The organism is Streptomyces sp. NPDC045955 (assembly GCF_056430805.1).
In genome coordinates this window covers 285953-304506 of sequence record NZ_JBWKKY010000008.1, presented here as the reverse complement: position 1 = coordinate 304506, position 18554 = coordinate 285953, and the positions used below count along the sequence as shown (strand labels likewise).

The following is an 18554-nucleotide window of genomic DNA, read 5'->3' as shown; positions in this document are numbered from 1 at the left end:
TCCCATGCCGCTTCCCGTGCCCGTCCTGCCCGCGGGTGTCGACCCGGCCTGGCTGCCGCCCGCCGCCTTCCGTGCGGTCGGCAGCCGGCGGACGCTGATCCGTGGATCGGGGCCGCTGGTGGAGACGGTGCACGGGGAGGTGGCGGAGGCCTGCCGGCGGTTCGGGGGCCGGGTGGTACGAGGTGCCGTGCCGGACGGCACCTACGACCTGGTCCTCGACCTCGGCGACGAGAGCCTCGGTGACGAGGGCTTCACCTGCGCGCGTGAGGGCGGCACGACGGTCGTCACCGCCTCCGGCGGGCGGGGGCTGCTGTACGGGCTGTTCCATGTCGTACGGCTCGGCGAGGCGGCGTTCGCCGGTGCGCGGGCGCGCCGGACGCATCGCCCCGCGCTCGCCCTGCGCATGCTCGACCACTGGGACAACGTCGCCGTGCACCCGGTGATGGGCCAGGTGGAGCGCGGGTACGCGGGCGGCTCGCTGTTCTGGGAGGACGGGCGGGCGCGCGGCGACCTGGAGCGGGTGCGGGCGTACGGCAGGCTGCTCGCGGCGTGCGGGATCAACGCGGTCGCCGTCAACAACGTCAACGTGCACGAGACCGAGGCGCACCTGCTGACCGACCGGATCGGCGACGTGGCCGCGATCGCCGGCGTGCTGCGGCCCTATGGGATCCGCACCCACCTGTGCGTGTCCTTCGCCGCGCCGGTGGTGCTGGGCGGGCTGCCCACGGCCGATCCGCTGGACGAGGCGGTGCGGGGTTGGTGGGCCACGGCGACACGACGGGTGTACGAGGCGATCCCCGACTTCGGCGGGTACGTCGTGAAGGCCGACTCGGAGGGCCAGCCGGGCCCGTTCGCCTACGGCCGCAGTCACGCGGACGGAGCGAACATGCTGGCCGCCGCTGTGGAGCGGTACGGCGGTACCGTCCACTGGAGGGCGTTCGTCTACGACCACCGCCAGGACTGGCGGGACCGTACGACGGACCGGGCCCGGGCCGCGTACGACCACTTCGTGCCGCTGGACGGCGAGTTCGCCGCCAACGCGGTGCTCCAGGTGAAGCACGGGCCGATGGACTTCCAGGTGCGCGAGCCGGTGTCGCCGTTGATCGGCGCGATGCCGCGCACCCGGCTTGCGGTGGAGTTGCAGGTCACCCAGGAGTACACCGGGCAGCAGCGGCACGTCTGCTGGCTGGGGCCGATGTGGAGCGAGGTGCTGCGGTTCCGGCACGAGCCGGAGTCGTCCGTGGGGGAACGGGCGGGGGGCGGGCTGGTCGCGGTGTCCAACGCAGGCGATGATCCGTTCTGGACGGGGCATCCCCTCGCCCAGGCCAACCTGTACACCTTCGGACGGCTGGCCTGGCGGCCGGACGCCGAGCCGCGTGAGGTGCTCGACGAGTGGATCGGGCTGACCTTCCCCGAGGCTCCGGAGCGCCTGTCGGACGGGCTGCACGCGGTACTCGACGGCTCCTGGCGGACGTACGAGAAGTACACCGCTCCGCTCGGCGTGGGATGGATGGTGCAGCCGGGCCATCACTACGGGCCGAGCGTCGACGGGTACGAGTACAGCCCGTGGGGCACCTACCACTTCGCCGACCGGGACGGCATCGGCGTCGACCGAAGCGTGGCGACCGGCACCGGGTACGCCGGTCAGTACGCCCAGCCGTGGGCCGGGCTGTACGAGTCGCCGGACACCTGCCCCGACGAGCTGCTGCTGTTCTTCCACCATGTGCCGTACGGGCATCTGCTGAAGAGCGGGAAGACCGTGATCCAGCACATCTACGGCACGCACTTCGAGGGGGTGGAGGAGGTCGAGGAGGCCCGTCGCGTGTGGGCGGGCCTGGCGGACCTGGTGGACCCGGCGCGGCACGCGCGGGTGGCGGAGCGGTACGAGGAGCAGCTCCGCAGTGCCCGTGAGTGGCGCGACCAGATCAACAGTTACTTCTTCCGCAAGTCGGGGGTGCGGGACGAGCGGGGGCGGCGGATCTACTGAGGGACTTCATTGAAGGATCGCGACGCCCAGGGGGTCGAGGACCAGGGGCTCGCCCTGGTCCACCCGTTTGCCGGTGAGCAGGTCGGTGACCGTGGTGTGAGCCGTCAGACGGGCCGGTTCGGGGGCGTGGTTGAGGAGGAAGAGGAGCGGGGTGCCGTCGGGGGTGACACGGGTGGCGGTCTCCACCGCCGGGTGGTCGGCGTAGGGGCCGAGCAGGTCGTGGCGGGCCAGGACGCGGCGGACGACCCGGTCGACGCCCGGTTGGCCGAGGGCGGTGGCGACATACCAGCCCTCGCCGTCGCCGAAGCGGTTGCGGGTGACCGCGGGGGTGCCGGCGTAGAAGTCGGTGCCGTAGGTGGCGACCGGTTCGGCGCCGTGTGGCAGCACGAGCTCGAAGACGAGCCGTGCCTCGGCCTGCAGTTCGGGGATGGGCTGGGTGAACTCCGGTGGGCGGGCGTCCCATTCGTCCACGCGGACGCCCATCAGCGGCGCGAGCGGGCCGGGGACGTCGGTGAGGAAGGCGCGGTCGTGTGCGTCGACGCGGCCGGAGAGGAAGGTGGCCAGGACCGTGCCGCCGCGTGCGGCCAGTCCTTCCAGGCGGGTGGCGAGGTCACCCCTGATCATGTGGAGGACGGGGGCGAGCACCACGTCGTAGGGCGTGAGGTCGGCGTTCTGCGGGATCACGTCCACGTCGGCTCCGGCCTCGCGGGCGGCCCGGTAGTAGGCGTGGACCACGTCCGGGTACTTGACCAGCCGGGACGGGCCGTCGGAGAGCTCCAGGGCCCACCAGCTGTCCCAGTCGAAGAGGAGGGCGATGCGGGCCGGGGTCCGGGCGCCGAGGGTCCGGTCGCCCAGGGACTCCAGTTCCCGTCCCAGCTCGGCGACTTCGCGGAAGACGCGGGTGTCGTCGCGGCCGGCGTGGCCGATGACGGCTCCGTGGTACTTCTCGCAGGCGCCCCGTGAAGCGCGCATCTGGAAGTAGAGGGCGGCGTCCGCGCCGTGGGCGATGGCCTGGAAGGTGGCGAGGCGGAGTTCGCCGGGCCGCCGGAGCGGGTTGACGTCACGGCAGGCGGTGGTGGACGGCGTCTGCTCCATCAGCCAGAAGGGGGCACCGTCCTTCAGGCCGCGCATCAGGTCGTGGGCGAGGGCGGGCCGGGTCGGCGGGGCGTCCAGGGGCGGGTAGTTGTCCCAGGAGGCGAAGTCGAGGTGGGGCGCCCAGCGGTGGTAGTCGAGGGGGCGAAAGGTGCCCATGAAGTTGGTGGTGACGGGTGTGTCCTGGTCGTGGGCGCGGATCACCTCCTTCTCGGCCATGAAGCAGCCGAGGAGGGCGTCGGTGGTGAAGCGGAACCAGTCGAGGGTGATGCCCTGGAAGGCGGTGTGGTCGGGGCCGCGCCAGTGTTCGGTGAGGGCGCTGGGTGGCTCGATCTGGTTCCAGTCGGTGTAGCGGTGTGACCAGAAGGTGGTCCACCAGGCGTCGTTGAGGGCGTCGAGGGTGCCGTGCCGGTCGCGGAGCCACTCCCGGAACGCCTCGGCGCACAGCTCGCAGTAGCAGGCGCCGCCGTACTCGTTGTTGATGTGCCAGGCGAGCAGGGCGGAGTAGTCGGCGTACCGCTGGGCGAGGCGGGAGGCCAGCGCGGTGGCGTGCTCGCGGTACGCCGGTGAGCTGGGGCAGAAGTTGTGGCGTTGGCCGTAGCGGTGGCGGCGGCCTTCGAAGTCGGTGCGGTTGACCTCGGGGTGCCGCTTGGCGAGCCAGGGCGGGAGGGCGGCGGTGCCGGTGGCCAGGCACACCTGGCGTCCCTCGGCCGCGGCCCGGTCCAGGATGCGGTCCAGGACCGTGAAGTCGTAGGTGTCCGGGGACGGTTGGGTGAGGGACCAGGTGAACACGCCGACGGTGAGGGTGTCGATGCCGGCCCGGGTGAACAGGCGATGGTCGTCGTCCCAGACGGTCTCGGGCCACTGCTCGGGGTTGTAGTCACCGCCGTAGGGGATCTTCGGGGTGCGGGGCGCGGTCATGCCGTGAAGTCCTCCTGGGTCTCGGTGATCACCGTGCGGCTGCCGTGCAGCAGGGACAGCAGCAGCGGGGCGGCCAGCAGGGCGGGAAGTGCCTCGGTCAGCAGGGCGGTCATCGCTGCCGCCAGGACGAACAGGGAGGCGGCGGTGAAGGTGGCGCGGCCGTGCCGGACCAGGAAGTACCCGGCGAGGCGGGCGGTGTCCCGGGCGCGGAAGGCGAACAGCGAGGTGAGGACGAGGGCGTGCGCGCCCCACAGGAGGGAGCCGGCGCCGATCGCCGCGAGCAGCAGCGCCCACCAGCCGGGCAGGCCGGTCGCGGAGAAGTGGGTCAGGGTGAAGGCGATGACCGTCAGCCAGGCCAGCAGCGGTGCCCACAGCTTCAGCGCCGGTACGGCGTTGAGCCGCCAGCCGCGCAGGAAGGCGCGGGCCGGACGCAGCTCGGTGAGGTCCCGGCTGCGGTGGTGGAGGGCGTAGAGCGCGGCGGACAGGGCCGGGCCGAGGGGCAGCAGGCACAGGGCCGCGAGGGGGAGGTTGGCCGGGTCGGGGCCGACCAGGAGCAGTCCGGCCAGGCCCGGGGAGGCGGCGAGGAGCAGCAGCGCCTCGATGGTGAGGAGGGTGTGGATCAGGGCGGAGGCGCGGGAGAGGGCTCCGGTTCCGAAGTCGGAGGTGCGTACGGTGCTCATGCCGCCTTCCGGCCGGACAGGTGCCGCTCGTCCCACCAGGGCGGGATCTCGTCGACGACCGGGGTGAGCTCGACGAGGGTGACCTCATGGCGGCTCGGGATCAGGGGCAGGTCGACGCGGCCGGCGTCGGCGCGGTGTCGGCGGGTGTCGGGCAGACGGTCCGTCGGCGCGTCGGGGACAGGGATCACCCGTTCTCCTTCTTGAACCGCTCGTAGGCCTTGTTGTGCAGGTCGACGAGTTGCTGCATGTTCTTCGACTTCAGTTCGGCGAGGTAGGCGTTCCATTCGGACAGCGGCCGTTTGCCGAGGACGAACTTGAGGGTGTTCTGGATGACGGTGTCCTTGAGTGGGGTGTCCCAGAGGGTGGCCTGTTCCTGTTCGAAGGACTGCAGGGGGTGGGCCGGGTCGATGGGCAGTTGCCGGCGCTGGGCCATGGCGTCCTGGAACTTCTTCTCGTCCGGGCTGAACGAGGAGGAGACCAGGGCCCAGCTGCCGCCGTAGGTGAAGACGCCGTTGAAGAAGCCGTAGTCCTTCTGGAGGTCCTTCGGGGCGTCCGGGTCGGAGCCCATCAGGGAGATGCCGGGTTTCAGCTTGGGCCGGCCGCCGGATTCCGTGTAGGTGACGCCCTCGACACCCCACTTGCAGAACTTCTGGCCCTCGTCCGAGTACCAGAGCCAGTCGAGGAACTGCATCATCGCGACGAAGCTGTCGCTCTTGAGGGCCTTGCCGGCGACCATGACGCCGTTCTCCAGACGGGTGCCCCCGAGCACGACCGGGCCGGCCGGCCCGAGGGGCACCGGGACCATCTCGATCCTGGCCCCGTCGACCTGCTTCTCCAGGTTGTAGCGGTAGTTCTGCACCAGCTCCTGCGGGTTGGCGCTGATCGCGTAGGACTTCTCCGCGAGGAGCTTCTGCACGGCCTGGTCGTCGGTCTGGCTGAAGCTCTCGGGGTCCATGAGCTTGTCGGAGACGAGCCCGCGCAGATACTCGACCATCTGGCGGTAGCCGTCCTGGGCGCCGGTGAAGACGAACTTCTGCGCCTTGTGGTCGAAGCTGATGTTGTCGTACGCCCATCCGGCCCGGACGCCGAAGGCCTGGCCGAGGTAGCCGAACAAGGCGCCGCAGGGGAACGGGGTGTTGGTGCTCCACCGGTCGGAGAAGGGGTACGTGCCGGGGTACTCCTCCTTGAGCGCCTTGAGGACGTCGTGCACCTCGTCCCAGGTGGTGGGCAGGCTCAGGCCGTGCTTGTCGAGGACGTCCGTGCGGAAGGACAGCGAGTAACCGGCCTTGGCCTTCTCGTGCAGTCCGGGCAGCAGGTAGTACTTGCCGTCGGACTGCCGGATGGAGTCGAGCTCGGGCTCCAGCTTCCATCTGCGCACCTTGTCGCGGAAGTTGGGCATCAGGTGCACGTAGTCGCTGACCGGGAGGATCGCGCCGGACGAGACGAAGGCGACCTCGGAGGGGTGGTACGTCTTCGGGATGAGGAACGGGGCGTCCCCGGCCCCGATGAGGACGCTGCGCTTCTTCTCGTAGTCGGCCAGGGGAACGTCGACCGGTTTGAGGGTGACGCCGGTGCGCTGGGTGAGTTCCTTCCAGAACAGCCAGCCGTCCTTCATCGGGTAGACCGGGTTGTTGTTGTGCAGCACCGAGAAGGACAGCGGCTTGGCGGCCTTGAACTGCTGCCCGGCCCGGTAGTTCTTCATCGCGCCGTTCTGTTTCTTCGACAGGTCCTTGCCGTCCCCGCCGTCGTCTGAGCTGCCGCAGCCGGTGACCGTGGCGAGGCCGATGAAGCCGGCGGCGGCGAGTACCTGGCGCCGCGACAGCTGTCCTGCGTTCTTCACGGAGACTCCTTTGTTCCGTAAGCGAGTTGTTCCGTAAGCGAGCCGGGAAGGCGGCGTCAGCCCTTGACCGCGCCGAGCATCACGCCCGAGACGAAGTAGCGCTGGACGAACGGGTACACGCAGAGGATCGGCAGGGCGGTGAGGACGATGGTCACCGACTGGATGTTCGCGCCGACCTGGCTGAGCTGCTCCGTGCCCGCGCCGGCGTTGCCGCCGCCGGTGGCGCCCTGGATGAGGTTGCGGAGGTAGACGGTGACCGGCATCAGATCCGTGCGGTCCATGTAGAGGAAGGCGCTGAACCAGGAGTTCCAGAAGGACACCGAGTAGAACAGCACCATCGTCGCGACGACCGCCTTGGACAGCGGCAGGACGATCTTGAGCAGGATGCCGTACGTGCTGAGGCCGTCGATCTGCGCGGCCTCCTCCAGTTCGGTCGGCAGGTTCTCGAAGAAGGCCTTCATGACCAGGAGGTTGAAGACGCTGATCGCGTTGGGCAGGGCGATCGCCCAGACGCTGTTCTTCAGGCCGAGGCTGGTGACCAGGATGTAGTTCGGGATCAGACCGCCGGTGAAGAACATGGTGAACACGGCGATACCGACGAGCAGACCGCGGCCCTTGAGCTGCTTCTTCGACAGCACATAGGCGTAACAGGTCGTCAGCACCATGGCCACGGCCGTCGCCACGACCGTGTAGAGCACGGTGTTGCCGTAGTTCCGCCAGAACATCGAGTCCTGGAACACGATCTCGTACGTGGTGAGGTTGAACCCCTTGGGCAGCAGGGTCACCTCACCGGCCCGGATCTGCCGCTCCCCGCTGAAGGACCGCGCGAGGATGTTGACGAAGGGGTACAGGGTCACCAGCACGACGAGGGTGAGCACGACCCCGTTGACGCCCTGGAAGACCCGGTAGGAACGACTCGGCTTCACCACAGGCTCGTCCCCACTGTGCGGCGCGAGAGCTGGTTCGCGGACGTGATGAGGACCAGGCCGATGATCGCCTCGAACAGTCCGATGGCGGCGGCGTAGCTGAAGCTGTTGGACTCCACACCGGCCCGGTAGACGTACGTCGAGATCACGTCGGCGGTCGGGTACGTCAGCGGGTTGTACAGCAGCAGGACCTTCTCGAAGCCGACCGCCATGAACGTGCCGATGTTGAGGATCAGCAGCGTGACCATGGTGGGCCGGATGCCGGGCAGGGTGACGTGCCAGATCTGCTGCCAGCGGTTGGCGCCGTCGATGCGCGCGGCCTCGTACAGCTCCTCATCGATCGTGGTGAGCGCGGCGAGATAGAGGATCGTGCCCCAGCCGGCGGTCTGCCAGATCTCCGAGCCGACGTAGATCGTGCGGAACCACTCGGGTTCCTGGATGAAGCGGATCGGGTCGTGCCCGAACCAGCCGAGGATGTGGTTGACGGGTCCGTCACTGGCCAGCATCTGCATCGTGATGCCCGCGACGATCACGATGGACAGGAAGTGCGGAAGGTACGACACCGACTGCACGAACCGCTTCAGGGAGCGCCGGCGCACCTCGTTGAGCAGCAGCGCCAGCACGATGGGGACCGGGAAGCAGAACAGCAGCGTGAGCCCGCCGATCCACAGGGTGTTGCGGAACACCTGCCAGAAGGTGGGGTCGTTGAGGAACATCTGCACATAGCGAAGCCCCACCCACTCCTCGCCGAACATCGACCCGCCCGGCTCGAAACGCCGGAAGGCGATGACGTTGCCGATCATCGGCAGGTAGCGGAAGACCAGGAAGAACAGCAGCGGCAGGACCGCCAGCGAGTACAACTGCCAGTCGCGGCGCAGCGCCCGCCGCCAGCCGGTCCGGGCGGGGGCCCGCTTGCCGCGTCGGGGTGCGGCTCTGGCCGGAGGCGGATCCTCGGTGCCCGGCGGGGCCGATGTGGTGGACGTGCTCATTGCTCGGGCCTCCCGTGGGCATGGGACGCGGAACCGAAACTTTCGAGCTTCTACCGGTAACTTCGCGGCAACTTAAGGGCAGCAGAAAGCGCTGTCAATGGGTGCAGCGACAGTCGGTTGGGGCCTCTGGGCCGCGTTGGAATCGCGTCGAAGCTGGGTAGACCCCAGGGGCCTGCTCCCGTGGTCCATCGCAACTTTCTGGATGACCACCGACTCCTGCGAGGTGCCGCTGTGCCCGCGTTCGACCTGCCGCTGACGGAACTGGAGCGCCATCGCCCGGACATCGGGGAGCCCGCCGACTTCGACGCGTTCTGGCTGCGCACCCTGAAGGAGGCCGCCCAGCGGGACCCGCTGGTGTCGGTGCGGCCGGTGGAGACGGGGCTTCGGCTGATCCGGACCTGGGACGTGACGTTCCGGGGTTTCGCGGGTGACCCGGTGCGCGCCTGGTTCAGCAGACCCGCCGGGGTAGACGAACCCCTGGCCGCCGTCGTGGAGTTCGCCGGGTACGGGCGCGGCCGGGGCCTCCCGCACGAACGCCTCACCTGGGTCAACGCCGGGTACGCGCACCTGCTCATGGACAACCGCGGCCAGGGCGACGCGTACGGGTGCGGCGGTGACACGCCCGATCCGCACGCCACCGCGCCGGGCGGGCCCGGCCCGGCGGTACGCGGCCTGCTCTCACCCGAGGACTACCACTACCGCCGTCTGATCACGGACGCGGTCCGCGCGGTCACGGCGGTACGGGAACTGCCCGGCGTCGACCCCGCGCGGACCGTCGCCGTCGGCAACAGCCAGGGCGGCGGACTGGCACTCGCCGTCGCGGGGCTCGTCCCCGACCTGGCGGCGCTGCTCGTCACCGCCCCGCTGCTGTGCGGCATCCGCCGCGCGCTCGACCTCACGGACGTGGGGCCGTACGGGGAGATCGCGTCCTACCTCGCCGTCCACCGGGGCACCGAGCACGACGCCTACCGCACGCTGTCCTACGTCGAGGGCGTCTCCTTCGCCCGTCGCGCGCAGGCCCCGGCTCACTTCGGCGTGGGGCTGCGGGACACGGTGTGTCCGCCGAGCGGGGCGTATGCGGCGTTCAACCGCTACGCCGAGCTGACGGGCACGGCTCCTCGCAAGGAGATCCACGCGTATCCGTTCAACGGGCATGAGGGGGGTGACGCGGTACAGGTGGCGCGTCAACTGAGATGGGTGCGGGAGGTGTTGAGCGGCCCGGAGTGATGACCGCGAGGGTTCGCGGTCACCGTTCGGTCACCGTTCGGGGTGCGGCGTCCTGAGGTCCGGCCGGAACGCGGTGCGCCGACCTGAGGTCCGGCCGGGACCCGGTGCGCCGACCTGAGGTCCGACCGGGACCCGGTGCGCCGACCTGAGGTCCGACCGGGACCCCGGATCGGGACGCCGGACCGCCCAGGGCCTCGCGACTCGGGCTACTTCCCGATCGGGGACTCCGCGGTGCAGCCGCCGGCGGTCACCAGGCCGTCGGCACTCTGCTCCTCGATCACCTTGCCCTTGTGGATGATCTTGCAGGTGACCTGGGCACCCTCGGGATCGGCGGCGACCGGCATGACCGCCGCGGGCATGATGCCGCGCAGCGTGACCGTCTTCTTCCAGGGCAGTTCGGGCTTCGACACCGACTCGATCTTCGGGTCCATGGCCTTGCCGCCACCGCCGTGGAACTCGATCGAGTCGACGTTCTTCCCCGTGACCTCGTAGGTGACTTCGTACGTCTCGTCCACCGCCTTGTCGACCTGGTCGACCGCCTCGGAACAGGAGCTGAGACCGAGCGCGAGAGAGGCGGCGGCGACCGCGCAGACGGCTGCACGGATGGTGCGGTTCGCACGGATGGTGCGGTCCAAAGGAATCCCCCCGGATCATGAAAGGTCGGATCGGCAGCCAACCGTGAAGGGAAGGCAAAGTCAACTTCACAAAACCCAAAGCCAGTTGGCCGGGCGACGGTGAGGCTGCATGAGCCCGCCTGTACAGCCGCCCCTCCCGACCGGTGCTCTTGCGCCGCGGCCGTAGACAACTGCGCCGTCCGGCGCTAACTTCCGCAACAGCGGGGTGGGAGCGCTCCCATAACGGTGGACCGGAACCCGCCCTCGAGTCGCCCCCACCCCGCGCATCCACGTGCACGCATCCACAGGCCCGTATCCTCGAGGAACGGACGGTGCTGTCATGATCCTGACAAGAAATTCGGGGGGACCCCCGACGCCCCGCTTAGCACCCCCCGCCCGGGCCAGAGCCTTCTTCCTGGTCCTGCTCTCCCTCCTCGTCACCGTTCCGGCCCTCGGCCTGGTCATGACGGCCGGCGGCGAGGCCGAGGCGCACGGCACGCCCATGAAGCCCGGCAGCCGTACCTTCCTGTGCTGGCAAGACGGTCTGACCGACACCGGCGAGATCAAGCCGGTCAACCCGGCGTGCCGGGCCGCGCAGCAGGTCAGCGGCACCACGCCGTTCTACAACTGGTTCTCGGTGCTCCGCTCGGACGGCGCCGGCCGCACCCGGGGCTTCGTACCGGACGGCGAGCTGTGCAGCGGCGGCAACACCAATTTCACCGGATTCAACACGCCCAGCAAGGACTGGCCGCTCACCCACCTCACCTCGGGCGCGACGGTCGACTTCTCGTACAACGCCTGGGCGGCGCATCCGGGCTGGTTCTACGTCTACATCACCAAGGACGGCTTCGACCCGACGAAGACCCTCACCTGGAACGACATGGAGGAGAGGCCGTTCCTGAGCGTCGACCACCCGCCGCTGAACGGCTCCCCGGGCACGGTCGAGGCCAACTACGCCTGGACCGGCAAGCTCCCCGAGGGCAAGTCGGGCCGCCACATCATCTACATGGTCTGGCAGCGCTCCGACAGCCAGGAGACCTTCTACTCCTGCTCGGACGTCGTCTTCGACGGCGGCAAGGGCGAGGTGACCGGCATCAAGGAGCCGGGCACCCCCTCCGAGCCGGTACCCGGCACCTGCACGGCCACCCGCAAGACGACCGGCAGCTGGAACGGCGGCTACCAGTCCGAGGTGACCGTCACCAACACCGGCACCGTCCCGATGCTCGGCTGGATGGTCGACTGGACGCTGCCGTCCGGCCAGAAGATCGAGAGCTTGTGGAGCGGCAACGCCACCTACAACGGCCAGTCGGTGATGGTCCACAACGCCGGCTGGAACGGCTCCCTCGCTCCGGGCAGGAGCGCGACGTTCGGATACACCGTCTCGGGCTCGGGCGGTGACAGTACGACGAGCCTGCCCTGCCGGGTGGGCTGAACCATCGCTTCGGGCGGGCCCGGTGGACGTCGGCCACCGGGCCCGTTCGCTCCAGCAGGCCGCTCACGCTTCTCCGCCGGACGTCCGTGTTGACAAGGTCGCTCAGGACCAACGGGCAGCCGAGCGTGAGGGCCGTGCCGGCGCCTACCGCCCGGCATGCCGGCCGCGGGTGCGGCGCAGCAGGGACCAGGCGGCGGCGAGGCCGAGGGCCGGGGCACCGCGCAGAAGTCGCCGAAGTCGATCACGCCGCGAGAGGTGCCGTCGCCGGTGAGGATGTAGGCGGGGTGCAGGTCTCCGTGGAGCCCTGGACGATTCTCTGCTTCATCCCATATGTCGCTGTTATCCAGGTATGCGATTCTGTTGTGAGGGTGTCCTGCCGCTCATGTGGGCGTGGATCCGCCGCGTCGTCGTCGCCTGAGTTCCGGGGACTCCCACCTGCCGGTGGCTGCGGCATGGACGGGAGGTGGATGCGGACATGCCCCATTACGGCGATGCCCGGGCCGCGGTTCCCGGTCTTCGGGCGCCGGGGAACGGGGGCGCAGGTTTGCCTCGCCCCACGCCGGAGTCCGCCGCGCGGGAGCGAGTCCTGGCGTTCGCCGGAGTCGCACTGGCGGCTGTGTACGTACGGAGCGAGGACGGTGCGGAGCTCCAGCTGGTGGAGTCCGCCGGTGCCGATCCGGAGCGGTACGGGCTGCCGGGTCGGGTGCGGCACGGCGGGGGCACCTCGCCCACTCCGGCGCCTGGCTATGCGGCGGTGTCCGGGGACAGCGGCTCCGTCGTGGTCGAGGCCTTCCGGAGCGGGCGGCCGCTGTGGCTCGCGGGCCGGCAGGAGGGCGGGGCCACGGGCCCGCCGCTCGGGGCGGTGCCGCTGGGCGCCGCCGGCGGGTGGCTGGGATGCCTGGCCGTGGTGGGAGAGTCCGGGGAGGGGTTCGGGGCCGAGCAGCGGGAGTTCCTGGAGCGGTACGCCGAGGCCGTCTCCGGGCGGCTCCGGGGAGAGGCCGACCGGTCCGCCCCCTCGCCCCTGCTGGATTCCGCGCTGCGTGCCCTGGGGGTGGGTTCCTTCGCCCTGACACCCGGCACCGGTCTGGTCGAGACCGATCCGGCCCTGCTCGAACTGGTCGGCATCCCCGAGGGCGGCTTCGACGGCAAGACCGACAGCCTGCTCTCGTACAGCCTCCCGGAGGACGTCCCGGCGCTGCTGTCGGTCATCGAACCGTCCCCGCAGACCCCCGGGCGCCGGGAACTGGAGTTCCGGACCCGCCGGGCCACCGGTGAACTGTGCTGGCTGCGCCTGAGCTGCCGGGTGCTCAAGGGGCCCGACGGCGCCCCGGAGCGGGTGCTGGGCGTGGTGACCGCGGCTCCGGTCCTGCGGCGGAGCGCCAGCGACGTCGCCCGGATCCAGTGGCTGACGGCCGCGCTCGACGACGCCACGACCGTCCGGGACGTCAGCCGCGTGGTGGTCGCCGCGCTGCGCGAGCCGCTGGGTGCCGACCGGGTGGCGCTCGCCGAACTGCTGGAGGACCGGCTGGCGGTCACCGTGCTCGATCCACCGGGTGCCGGTGCCTGGCCGGAGCTGTGGCGTTCCGAGTGGCGCTCGGAGTGGCCCGACGCGCCGGTCACCGCCCTGCCCACGCTCCATGCGGCGTTGCGGGACGGGCGTATGAGCCTGTGGCCGGCGGGTACCGCGCTGGAACCCGGCCTCGCGGGGATCGGCCCCGGCGGACTCGCGGTCCTGCCACTGCCGGCCAAGAGCAGGGTGGCCGGGGTGTGCCTGGTCGGCTGGGACGCGCCGCACGAGTTCGCGCCCGAGGAGCGGGCCCTGCTGACGGCGACCGCGGGCCTCGTGGGGCAGGCCCTGATCCGCGCGCACGCCTACGACGCCGAGCAGGAACTCGCGACGATGCTGCAGCGCAGCCTGCTGCCGCGCCGTCTCCCCCAGCTGCCCGGGGGCATCGCCGTGGCCCGCTATCTGCCCGCCCGGCGCGGACTCCAGGTGGGCGGCGACTGGTACGACGTGATCGCCCTGTCGGACGGGAAGGTCGCCCTGGTCATCGGGGATGTGCAGGGGCACAGTGCCGGGGCCGCGACGATCATGGGCCAGATGCGCACGGCGGTCCGGGCCTACGCGGTGGAGGGTCATCCGCCGGACGTGGTCGTCGCGCACGCCAACCGGCTGCTCGTCGGCATGGAGACCGACCTGTTCGCCACGTGCTGCTATGTCGAGCTGGACATGGAGGAGGGCAACGCGCTGTTCGTGCGGGCCGGGCATCTGTCCCCGCTGGTACGTCATCCCGACGGCGGCACGGAGGAGATCGCGGTCGAGGGCGGGCTTCCGCTGGGCGTGCTGGAGGACGCGGAGTTCCCGCTGACGGCGGTGGCGCTGGCGCCCGGCTCGGTGCTCGCGCTGGTGACGGACGGCCTGGTCGAGTCGGCCGAACTGGACGTGGACGAGGGCATGCGGATCGTGCGTGAGCTGCTCGCCGCGGCGGACCCTGCCGACCCGGGGCGGATGGCCGACGACCTGCTGGGCGAGGCCGGGCGCCGGGAGGACGACGTGGCGTTGCTGCTGCTGCGCTACGACGGGATGCGGGTGCGGCCGGTGCGGGCGGGCTGGGTGGTGTGGCGGCTGCCGGACGCGGTCATGCACGCCCGCCGGTTCAGCGCGCGCACGCTGCGGTCGTGGGACGTCGTGGACGAGGCCGACACCGTGCTGCTGGTGGTGTCGGAACTGGTCACCAACGCGCTGGTGCACACGCAGGGCGCACTCCGGCTGGACCTGACTCTGGCCGCGGACCGGCTGCGGGTGACCGTGAGCGACTCCTCGCCGCGGGCCCCGGCCAAGCCGGTGGTCGTCGACTGGGAGTCGACCGGCGGCCGCGGGCTCTTCCTGGTCGAGGCGCTGTCGGCGGCCTGGGGCTCGGTGCCGGTCGGCGGCGGCAAGCAGGTGTGGAGCGAGATCGTCGTGTCCCGCCCGGAGGCGGACGGCGAACCGGAAGCGGAACCGGCGCCGGAGGCGGAGCCGGCGAGCGCGCCGACGGAGGAACCGCAGCCGCCCCGGGACCGGGGCTGGGGCATCGGCCGCAGCCGAGACTGGGTCATGGGCCGAAGCCGCGACCGGAGCAGAGGCTCCAGGGGCTCAGGCCGAAACCGGAACCGCGACCGCGAGCAGGGCCCGGGCGAGAGCCGCGCCCCGGACCCCAACGACGACCGGGCCAAAGACCGAAACCGGAACCCGGACCCGGGCGAAGGCCGGACTCCCGGATCGGGCCGGAACCGGAACCGTGACCGTGACCAGGGCGAGAACCGCGCCCCGGACCACGACCAGGCCAAAGGCCGAAACCGGAACCCGAACCCGGGCGAAGGCCGGACTCCCGGATCGGGCCGGAACCGGAACCGTGACCGTGACCAGGGCGAGAACCGCGCCCCGGACCACGACGACCAGGCCAAAGACCGAAACCGGAACCCGAACCCGGGCGGAGACCAGACCCCGGACAGCAACCGAGGCCAGCCCCCGGACCGCGGTCGGGCCCGGAGCCAGGACGGGCGCCCGGACAGCGACGCGAGCCGGGGCCGGGCCCCGGGCCGGGGCGCCGTCGGGAACGACGCCGGGCCCAGGAGGGAGTGGCGGGATGAGGGGCCGTAGGTGCCGGGTGGGGGCCTGGCTCGTCGCGGCTGTCATGGCGGTGGCGCTGGCCGGCTGCAGCGAGGACGGCGGCGAGGACGGGTCCACCGTCGGGCTGCTGCTGCCGAGCCGCGCGGTGCCCCGTTGGGAGCAGTCCGACAAGCCCATGATCGAGAAGCGGGTGAAGGAGCTGTGCTCCGACTGCCGGGTCCTGTACGCCAACGCGGAGAACGACGCGGCGAGCCAGCGGCAGCAGATGAACTCCATGATCACCAGGGGTGTGTCCGTCCTGCTCCTGGACGTCGTCGACCCCAAGGCGCTGCGCTCCTCCGTCCGCGCGGCTGACCGCGCGGGCATCCCGGTCATCGCCTACGACCGGCTCGCCGAGGGCCCGATCTCGGGTTTCGTCAGTTTCGACGGCGGCCAGGTCGGCAGGCTCCAGGGCGAGGCGCTGCTGAAGGGCATGGGAGCCAGGGCCGACGACGGCGGCGTCGTCATGGTGAACGGCGACCCGTCCAGCCCCAACGCCGCCTGGTACGAGGGCGGCGCCCGGTCCGTCCTCCGGGACAAGGTGCGCATCCTCAAGTCGTACAACACCCTCGGGTGGCGCACGGAGAACGCGCACGACCACATGTCCGCCGCGATCAGCGCCCTCGGCCCGAACCAGATCGACGGGGTGCTCGCGGCCAACGACTCGATCGCCGCCGGCGTCATCGCGTCGCTCAAGAGCGCCCGTGTCTCGCCGCTGCCCCCGGTCACCGGCCAGGACGCCGACCTGGACGCCGTGCGGCGCATCGTCAAGGGCGAGCAGTACATGACCGTCTACAAGCCCTTCCGGCAGGAGACCGAGGCGGCCTCCGCCATGGCCGTCGCCCTGGCGCGCGGCAACGACCTGGACGCGCTCGTGACGTCGACCGTGGACAGTCCCACCACGCGGGACGTCCCGGCGCTGCTGCTCGATCCGGTCGCCGTGACGGCCGAGACCATCGGTCGGACGCTCGTCCGCGACGGCGTCTACACGATCGACCAGATCTGCACTCCGAAGCTCCGGCCGGCCTGCGACCGGATCGGGCTCACCCGGTGAGGGAGGTGATCCCCGTGGCCCATCCGCCCGTACTGGCGTTGCGCGGCATCTCCAAGCGGTTCGGTGGCGTGCAGGCGCTCGTGGACGTCGATCTCCAGGTCCGGGCCGGTGAGGTCGTGGCCCTGGCGGGCGACAACGGTGCCGGCAAGTCCACGCTGATCAAGGTGATCTCGGGCGTCAGCCCCGCCGACCGGGGCGTCATCGAGTGGGAGGGGCACCTCGTACAGATCAAACGCCCCCACGACGCCCACGCCCTGGGCATCGCGACCGTCTACCAGGACCTCGCCATGTGCGACAACCTCGATGTCGTGGGCAATCTCTTCCTCGGCCGGGAGATCGACCGGGTGGGCATCCTCGACGAGGTGGAGATGGAGCGCCGGGCCCGCGACCTGATGCGGACCCTGTCGATCCGTATCCCCGACGTGCGGATGCCGGTCGCGGCGCTGTCCGCCGGGCAGCGGCAGGCCGTCGCGATCTCCCGCTCGCTCATGGGCGCGCCCAAGGTCCTGCTGCTCGACGAGCCCACCGCCGCCCTGGGCGTCGAGCAGACCAGCCATCTGCTCGACCTCATCGAGGAGGTGCGCGACCGCGGTATGGCGATCATCCTGATCAGCCACAACATGGGCGACATCAAGGCCGTCGCGGACCGGGTCGCCGTGCTGCGCCTCGGCCGCAACAACGGTCTGTTCGACGTGAGCACCGTGACGCAGGAGCAGATCATCTCCTCCGTCACCGGGGCGGCGGACAACGCCGTGGCACATCGTACGAAGGGCGGCGGGGAGGCATGGCCGTGACCGGGGGCGGGCCGCACCGCGGCGGTGGGCCGGCCGCGCCGGGCGGTGACGCCGGGCCGCCGGTCGCGCCCGGCCGCGCGCCGCGCACCCGCGGCTGGTCCGGCACGCTGCGCGGCTACGCCCTGGAGGTGCGCGGCAGTGTGCGGGAGGGCGAGCGCGGACCGCTCCTGGTGATCGCCGGGCTGATCGTGATCTGGGGCCTCTTCCAGGCGCTGGACGACAACTTCCTCTCGCCGCGGAACCTGTCCAACCTCAGCGTGGACATCGTCGGGACCGGCCTGGTCGCCGTCGGCATCGTGTTCGTGCTGCTGATCCGGGAGATCGATCTGTCGGTCGGTTCGGTCAGCGGCCTGGCGGGTGCCGTGTTCGCCGTGCTGAACGTGAACCAGGGGATGCCGGAGGGGCTCGCGGTGCTCGTGGCGATCGCCGGGGGCATGGTCGTGGGCGCCTTCCACGGGTTCTTCTTCGCCTGGCTCGGCGTGCCCGCGTTCGTCGTGACCCTCGCGGGGCTGTTGATCTGGAACGGCCTGACGCTCTACCTGCTGGGCGCGAGCGGCACGATCAACATCGACGAGGAGGGCCTGGTCGCCTCCCTGACCAGTCGGCACTTCGGCGACGACGTGGCCGCGTACGCGGTGGCGGCGCTGGGGACCGCCGGGTACCTCCTGGCCGCCCACCGCAAGCGCAGCCGCCACCGGGCCGCCGGGATGCCCTACCGGCAGACGCCCGAGATCGTGGTGCGCGCCGGTGTCCTCGCGGCGATCTCCTTCGCCTCCGCCTACACCCTCAACCGGTTCCAGGGGCTTCCGCTCGCCCTGCTGATCCTCCTGACGGTCCTCGTCGTCTCCGACTACGTCCTGCGCCGCACCCGCTACGGCCGGCGCGTGTACGCGCTCGGCGGCGGGGTCGAGGCGGCGCGCAGGGCGGGCATCTCGGTGGAGCGGGTGCGGATCGCGATGTTCATGGTGTCGGGAACGCTGGCCGCCTTCGGTGGCCTCTTCGTGGCCTCGGGTCTCACCTCGGCGAGCCCCACGACGGCCCGTGCCGCCGGCTCCGGGATGCTGCTGATCAACGCGATCGCGGCGGCCGTCATCGGCGGTACGAGTCTGTTCGGCGGACGCGGCTCGCCCTGGTCCGTGCTGCTCGGTGTGCTGGTGATCCAGTCGATCGCCTCGGGCATGGGGCTGCTCGGGGTGGAGGACGCCGTGCAGTTCATGATCACCGGAGGGGTACTGCTGGCCGCCGTCGCGGCCGACGCGCTCACCAGACGCGCGGAGGCCCGGAGAGGCCGTCCGTGACACCCGCTATGCCCGATAGACCTTTCTTCTGGTTAAATGTCTAAATGT

The 18554-nt window shown here is 70.9% G+C and carries 13 protein-coding genes and 1 pseudogene; 7 read left to right on the top strand and 7 right to left on the bottom strand.

The window, feature by feature from the left end:
- Nucleotides 1-4 precede the first annotated feature (4 nt).
- Nucleotides 5-1987 carry an alpha-glucuronidase gene (locus AC07F0_RS19220; protein WP_478980296.1) on the top strand — a complete coding sequence of 661 codons (1983 nt, stop codon included), beginning with the start codon at nt 5-7 and terminating at the stop codon, nt 1985-1987.
- 6 nt (nt 1988-1993) lie between these two features.
- On the opposite strand, the gene AC07F0_RS19215 is transcribed toward AC07F0_RS19220, so the two are convergent.
- The 6 genes from AC07F0_RS19215 to AC07F0_RS19190 are packed head-to-tail and all read right to left on the bottom strand — an operon-like array spanning nt 1994 to nt 8435.
- Nucleotides 1994-4000, bottom strand: coding sequence for a beta-galactosidase (locus AC07F0_RS19215; protein WP_478980295.1), 2007 nt, complete (start codon nt 3998-4000; stop codon nt 1994-1996).
- A complete protein-coding gene (locus AC07F0_RS19210; protein ID WP_478980293.1) occupies nt 3997-4680 on the bottom strand; it encodes a hypothetical protein in 684 nt (227 codons plus the stop codon). Before AC07F0_RS19210 ends, AC07F0_RS19215 begins: the two co-directional genes overlap by 4 nt.
- Complete coding sequence (locus AC07F0_RS19205) at nt 4677-4868, bottom strand: hypothetical protein (RefSeq protein ID WP_478980291.1); 192 nt, start codon at nt 4866-4868, stop codon at nt 4677-4679. The genes AC07F0_RS19210 and AC07F0_RS19205 overlap by 4 nt, the downstream gene beginning before the upstream one ends.
- Nucleotides 4865-6520 (bottom strand): ABC transporter substrate-binding protein, encoded by a 1656-nt coding sequence (locus AC07F0_RS19200; protein WP_478980289.1) that lies wholly within the window; start codon nt 6518-6520, stop codon nt 4865-4867. Before AC07F0_RS19200 ends, AC07F0_RS19205 begins: the two co-directional genes overlap by 4 nt.
- Before the next feature lie 56 nt (nt 6521-6576).
- Complete coding sequence (locus AC07F0_RS19195; protein WP_478980287.1) at nt 6577-7449, bottom strand: carbohydrate ABC transporter permease; 873 nt, start codon at nt 7447-7449, stop codon at nt 6577-6579.
- Nucleotides 7443-8435 carry an ABC transporter permease gene (locus AC07F0_RS19190; protein ID WP_478980285.1) on the bottom strand — a complete coding sequence of 331 codons (993 nt, stop codon included), beginning with the start codon at nt 8433-8435 and terminating at the stop codon, nt 7443-7445. The genes AC07F0_RS19195 and AC07F0_RS19190 overlap by 7 nt, the downstream gene beginning before the upstream one ends.
- 231 nt (nt 8436-8666) lie before the next feature.
- On the opposite strand from AC07F0_RS19190, the gene AC07F0_RS19185 reads away from it, so the two are divergent.
- On the top strand, nt 8667-9662 hold the full coding sequence (locus AC07F0_RS19185) for an acetylxylan esterase (protein WP_478980283.1): 996 nt from the start codon (nt 8667-8669) through the stop codon (nt 9660-9662).
- A 206-nt stretch (nt 9663-9868) separates the two neighbouring features.
- Here the strand turns inward: AC07F0_RS19185 and AC07F0_RS19180 are convergent, their stop codons facing one another.
- Complete coding sequence (locus tag AC07F0_RS19180; RefSeq protein ID WP_478980281.1) at nt 9869-10297, bottom strand: MmpS family transport accessory protein; 429 nt, start codon at nt 10295-10297, stop codon at nt 9869-9871.
- Between the two features lie 319 nt (nt 10298-10616).
- On the opposite strand from AC07F0_RS19180, the gene AC07F0_RS19175 reads away from it, so the two are divergent.
- From AC07F0_RS19175 to AC07F0_RS19155, 5 genes and pseudogenes are all read left to right on the top strand, one after another.
- Entirely contained in the window at nt 10617-11708 is a 1092-nt protein-coding gene (locus tag AC07F0_RS19175; RefSeq protein WP_478980279.1) for a lytic polysaccharide monooxygenase auxiliary activity family 9 protein, read from the top strand.
- A gap of 475 nt (nt 11709-12183) precedes the next feature.
- Nucleotides 12184-14718 (top strand): annotated as a pseudogene (locus AC07F0_RS19170) (SpoIIE family protein phosphatase); the annotation flags it as partial.
- A gap of 619 nt (nt 14719-15337) precedes the next feature.
- Nucleotides 15338-16414, top strand: a complete 1077-nt coding sequence (locus tag AC07F0_RS19165) for a substrate-binding domain-containing protein (protein WP_478980277.1) — start codon at nt 15338-15340, stop codon at nt 16412-16414.
- Nucleotides 16415-16428: 14 nt separating this feature from the next.
- Nucleotides 16429-17208 (top strand): ATP-binding cassette domain-containing protein, encoded by a 780-nt coding sequence (locus AC07F0_RS19160; RefSeq protein ID WP_436725563.1) that lies wholly within the window; start codon nt 16429-16431, stop codon nt 17206-17208.
- Nucleotides 17199-18506, top strand: coding sequence for a sugar ABC transporter permease (locus AC07F0_RS19155; RefSeq protein WP_478980275.1), 1308 nt, complete (start codon nt 17199-17201; stop codon nt 18504-18506). The genes AC07F0_RS19160 and AC07F0_RS19155 overlap by 10 nt, the downstream gene beginning before the upstream one ends.
- The last annotated feature ends 48 nt before the right edge of the window (nt 18507-18554 follow it).

Bases quoted from the DNA above. Each gene is read 5' to 3' on its own strand.
- AC07F0_RS19220 (WP_478980296.1), top strand. From the start codon at position 5: ATGCCGCTTCCCGTGCCCGTCCTGCCCGCGGGTGTCGACCCGGCCTGG.
- AC07F0_RS19215 (WP_478980295.1), bottom strand. From the start codon at position 4,000: ATGACCGCGCCCCGCACCCCGAAGATCCCCTACGGCGGTGACTACAAC.
- AC07F0_RS19210 (WP_478980293.1), bottom strand. From the start codon at position 4,680: ATGAGCACCGTACGCACCTCCGACTTCGGAACCGGAGCCCTCTCCCGC.
- AC07F0_RS19190 (WP_478980285.1), bottom strand. From the start codon at position 8,435: ATGAGCACGTCCACCACATCGGCCCCGCCGGGCACCGAGGATCCGCCT.
- AC07F0_RS19175 (WP_478980279.1), top strand. From the start codon at position 10,617: ATGATCCTGACAAGAAATTCGGGGGGACCCCCGACGCCCCGCTTAGCA.
- AC07F0_RS19165 (WP_478980277.1), top strand. From the start codon at position 15,338: ATGAGGGGCCGTAGGTGCCGGGTGGGGGCCTGGCTCGTCGCGGCTGTC.
- AC07F0_RS19155 (WP_478980275.1), top strand. From the start codon at position 17,199: ATGGCCGTGACCGGGGGCGGGCCGCACCGCGGCGGTGGGCCGGCCGCG.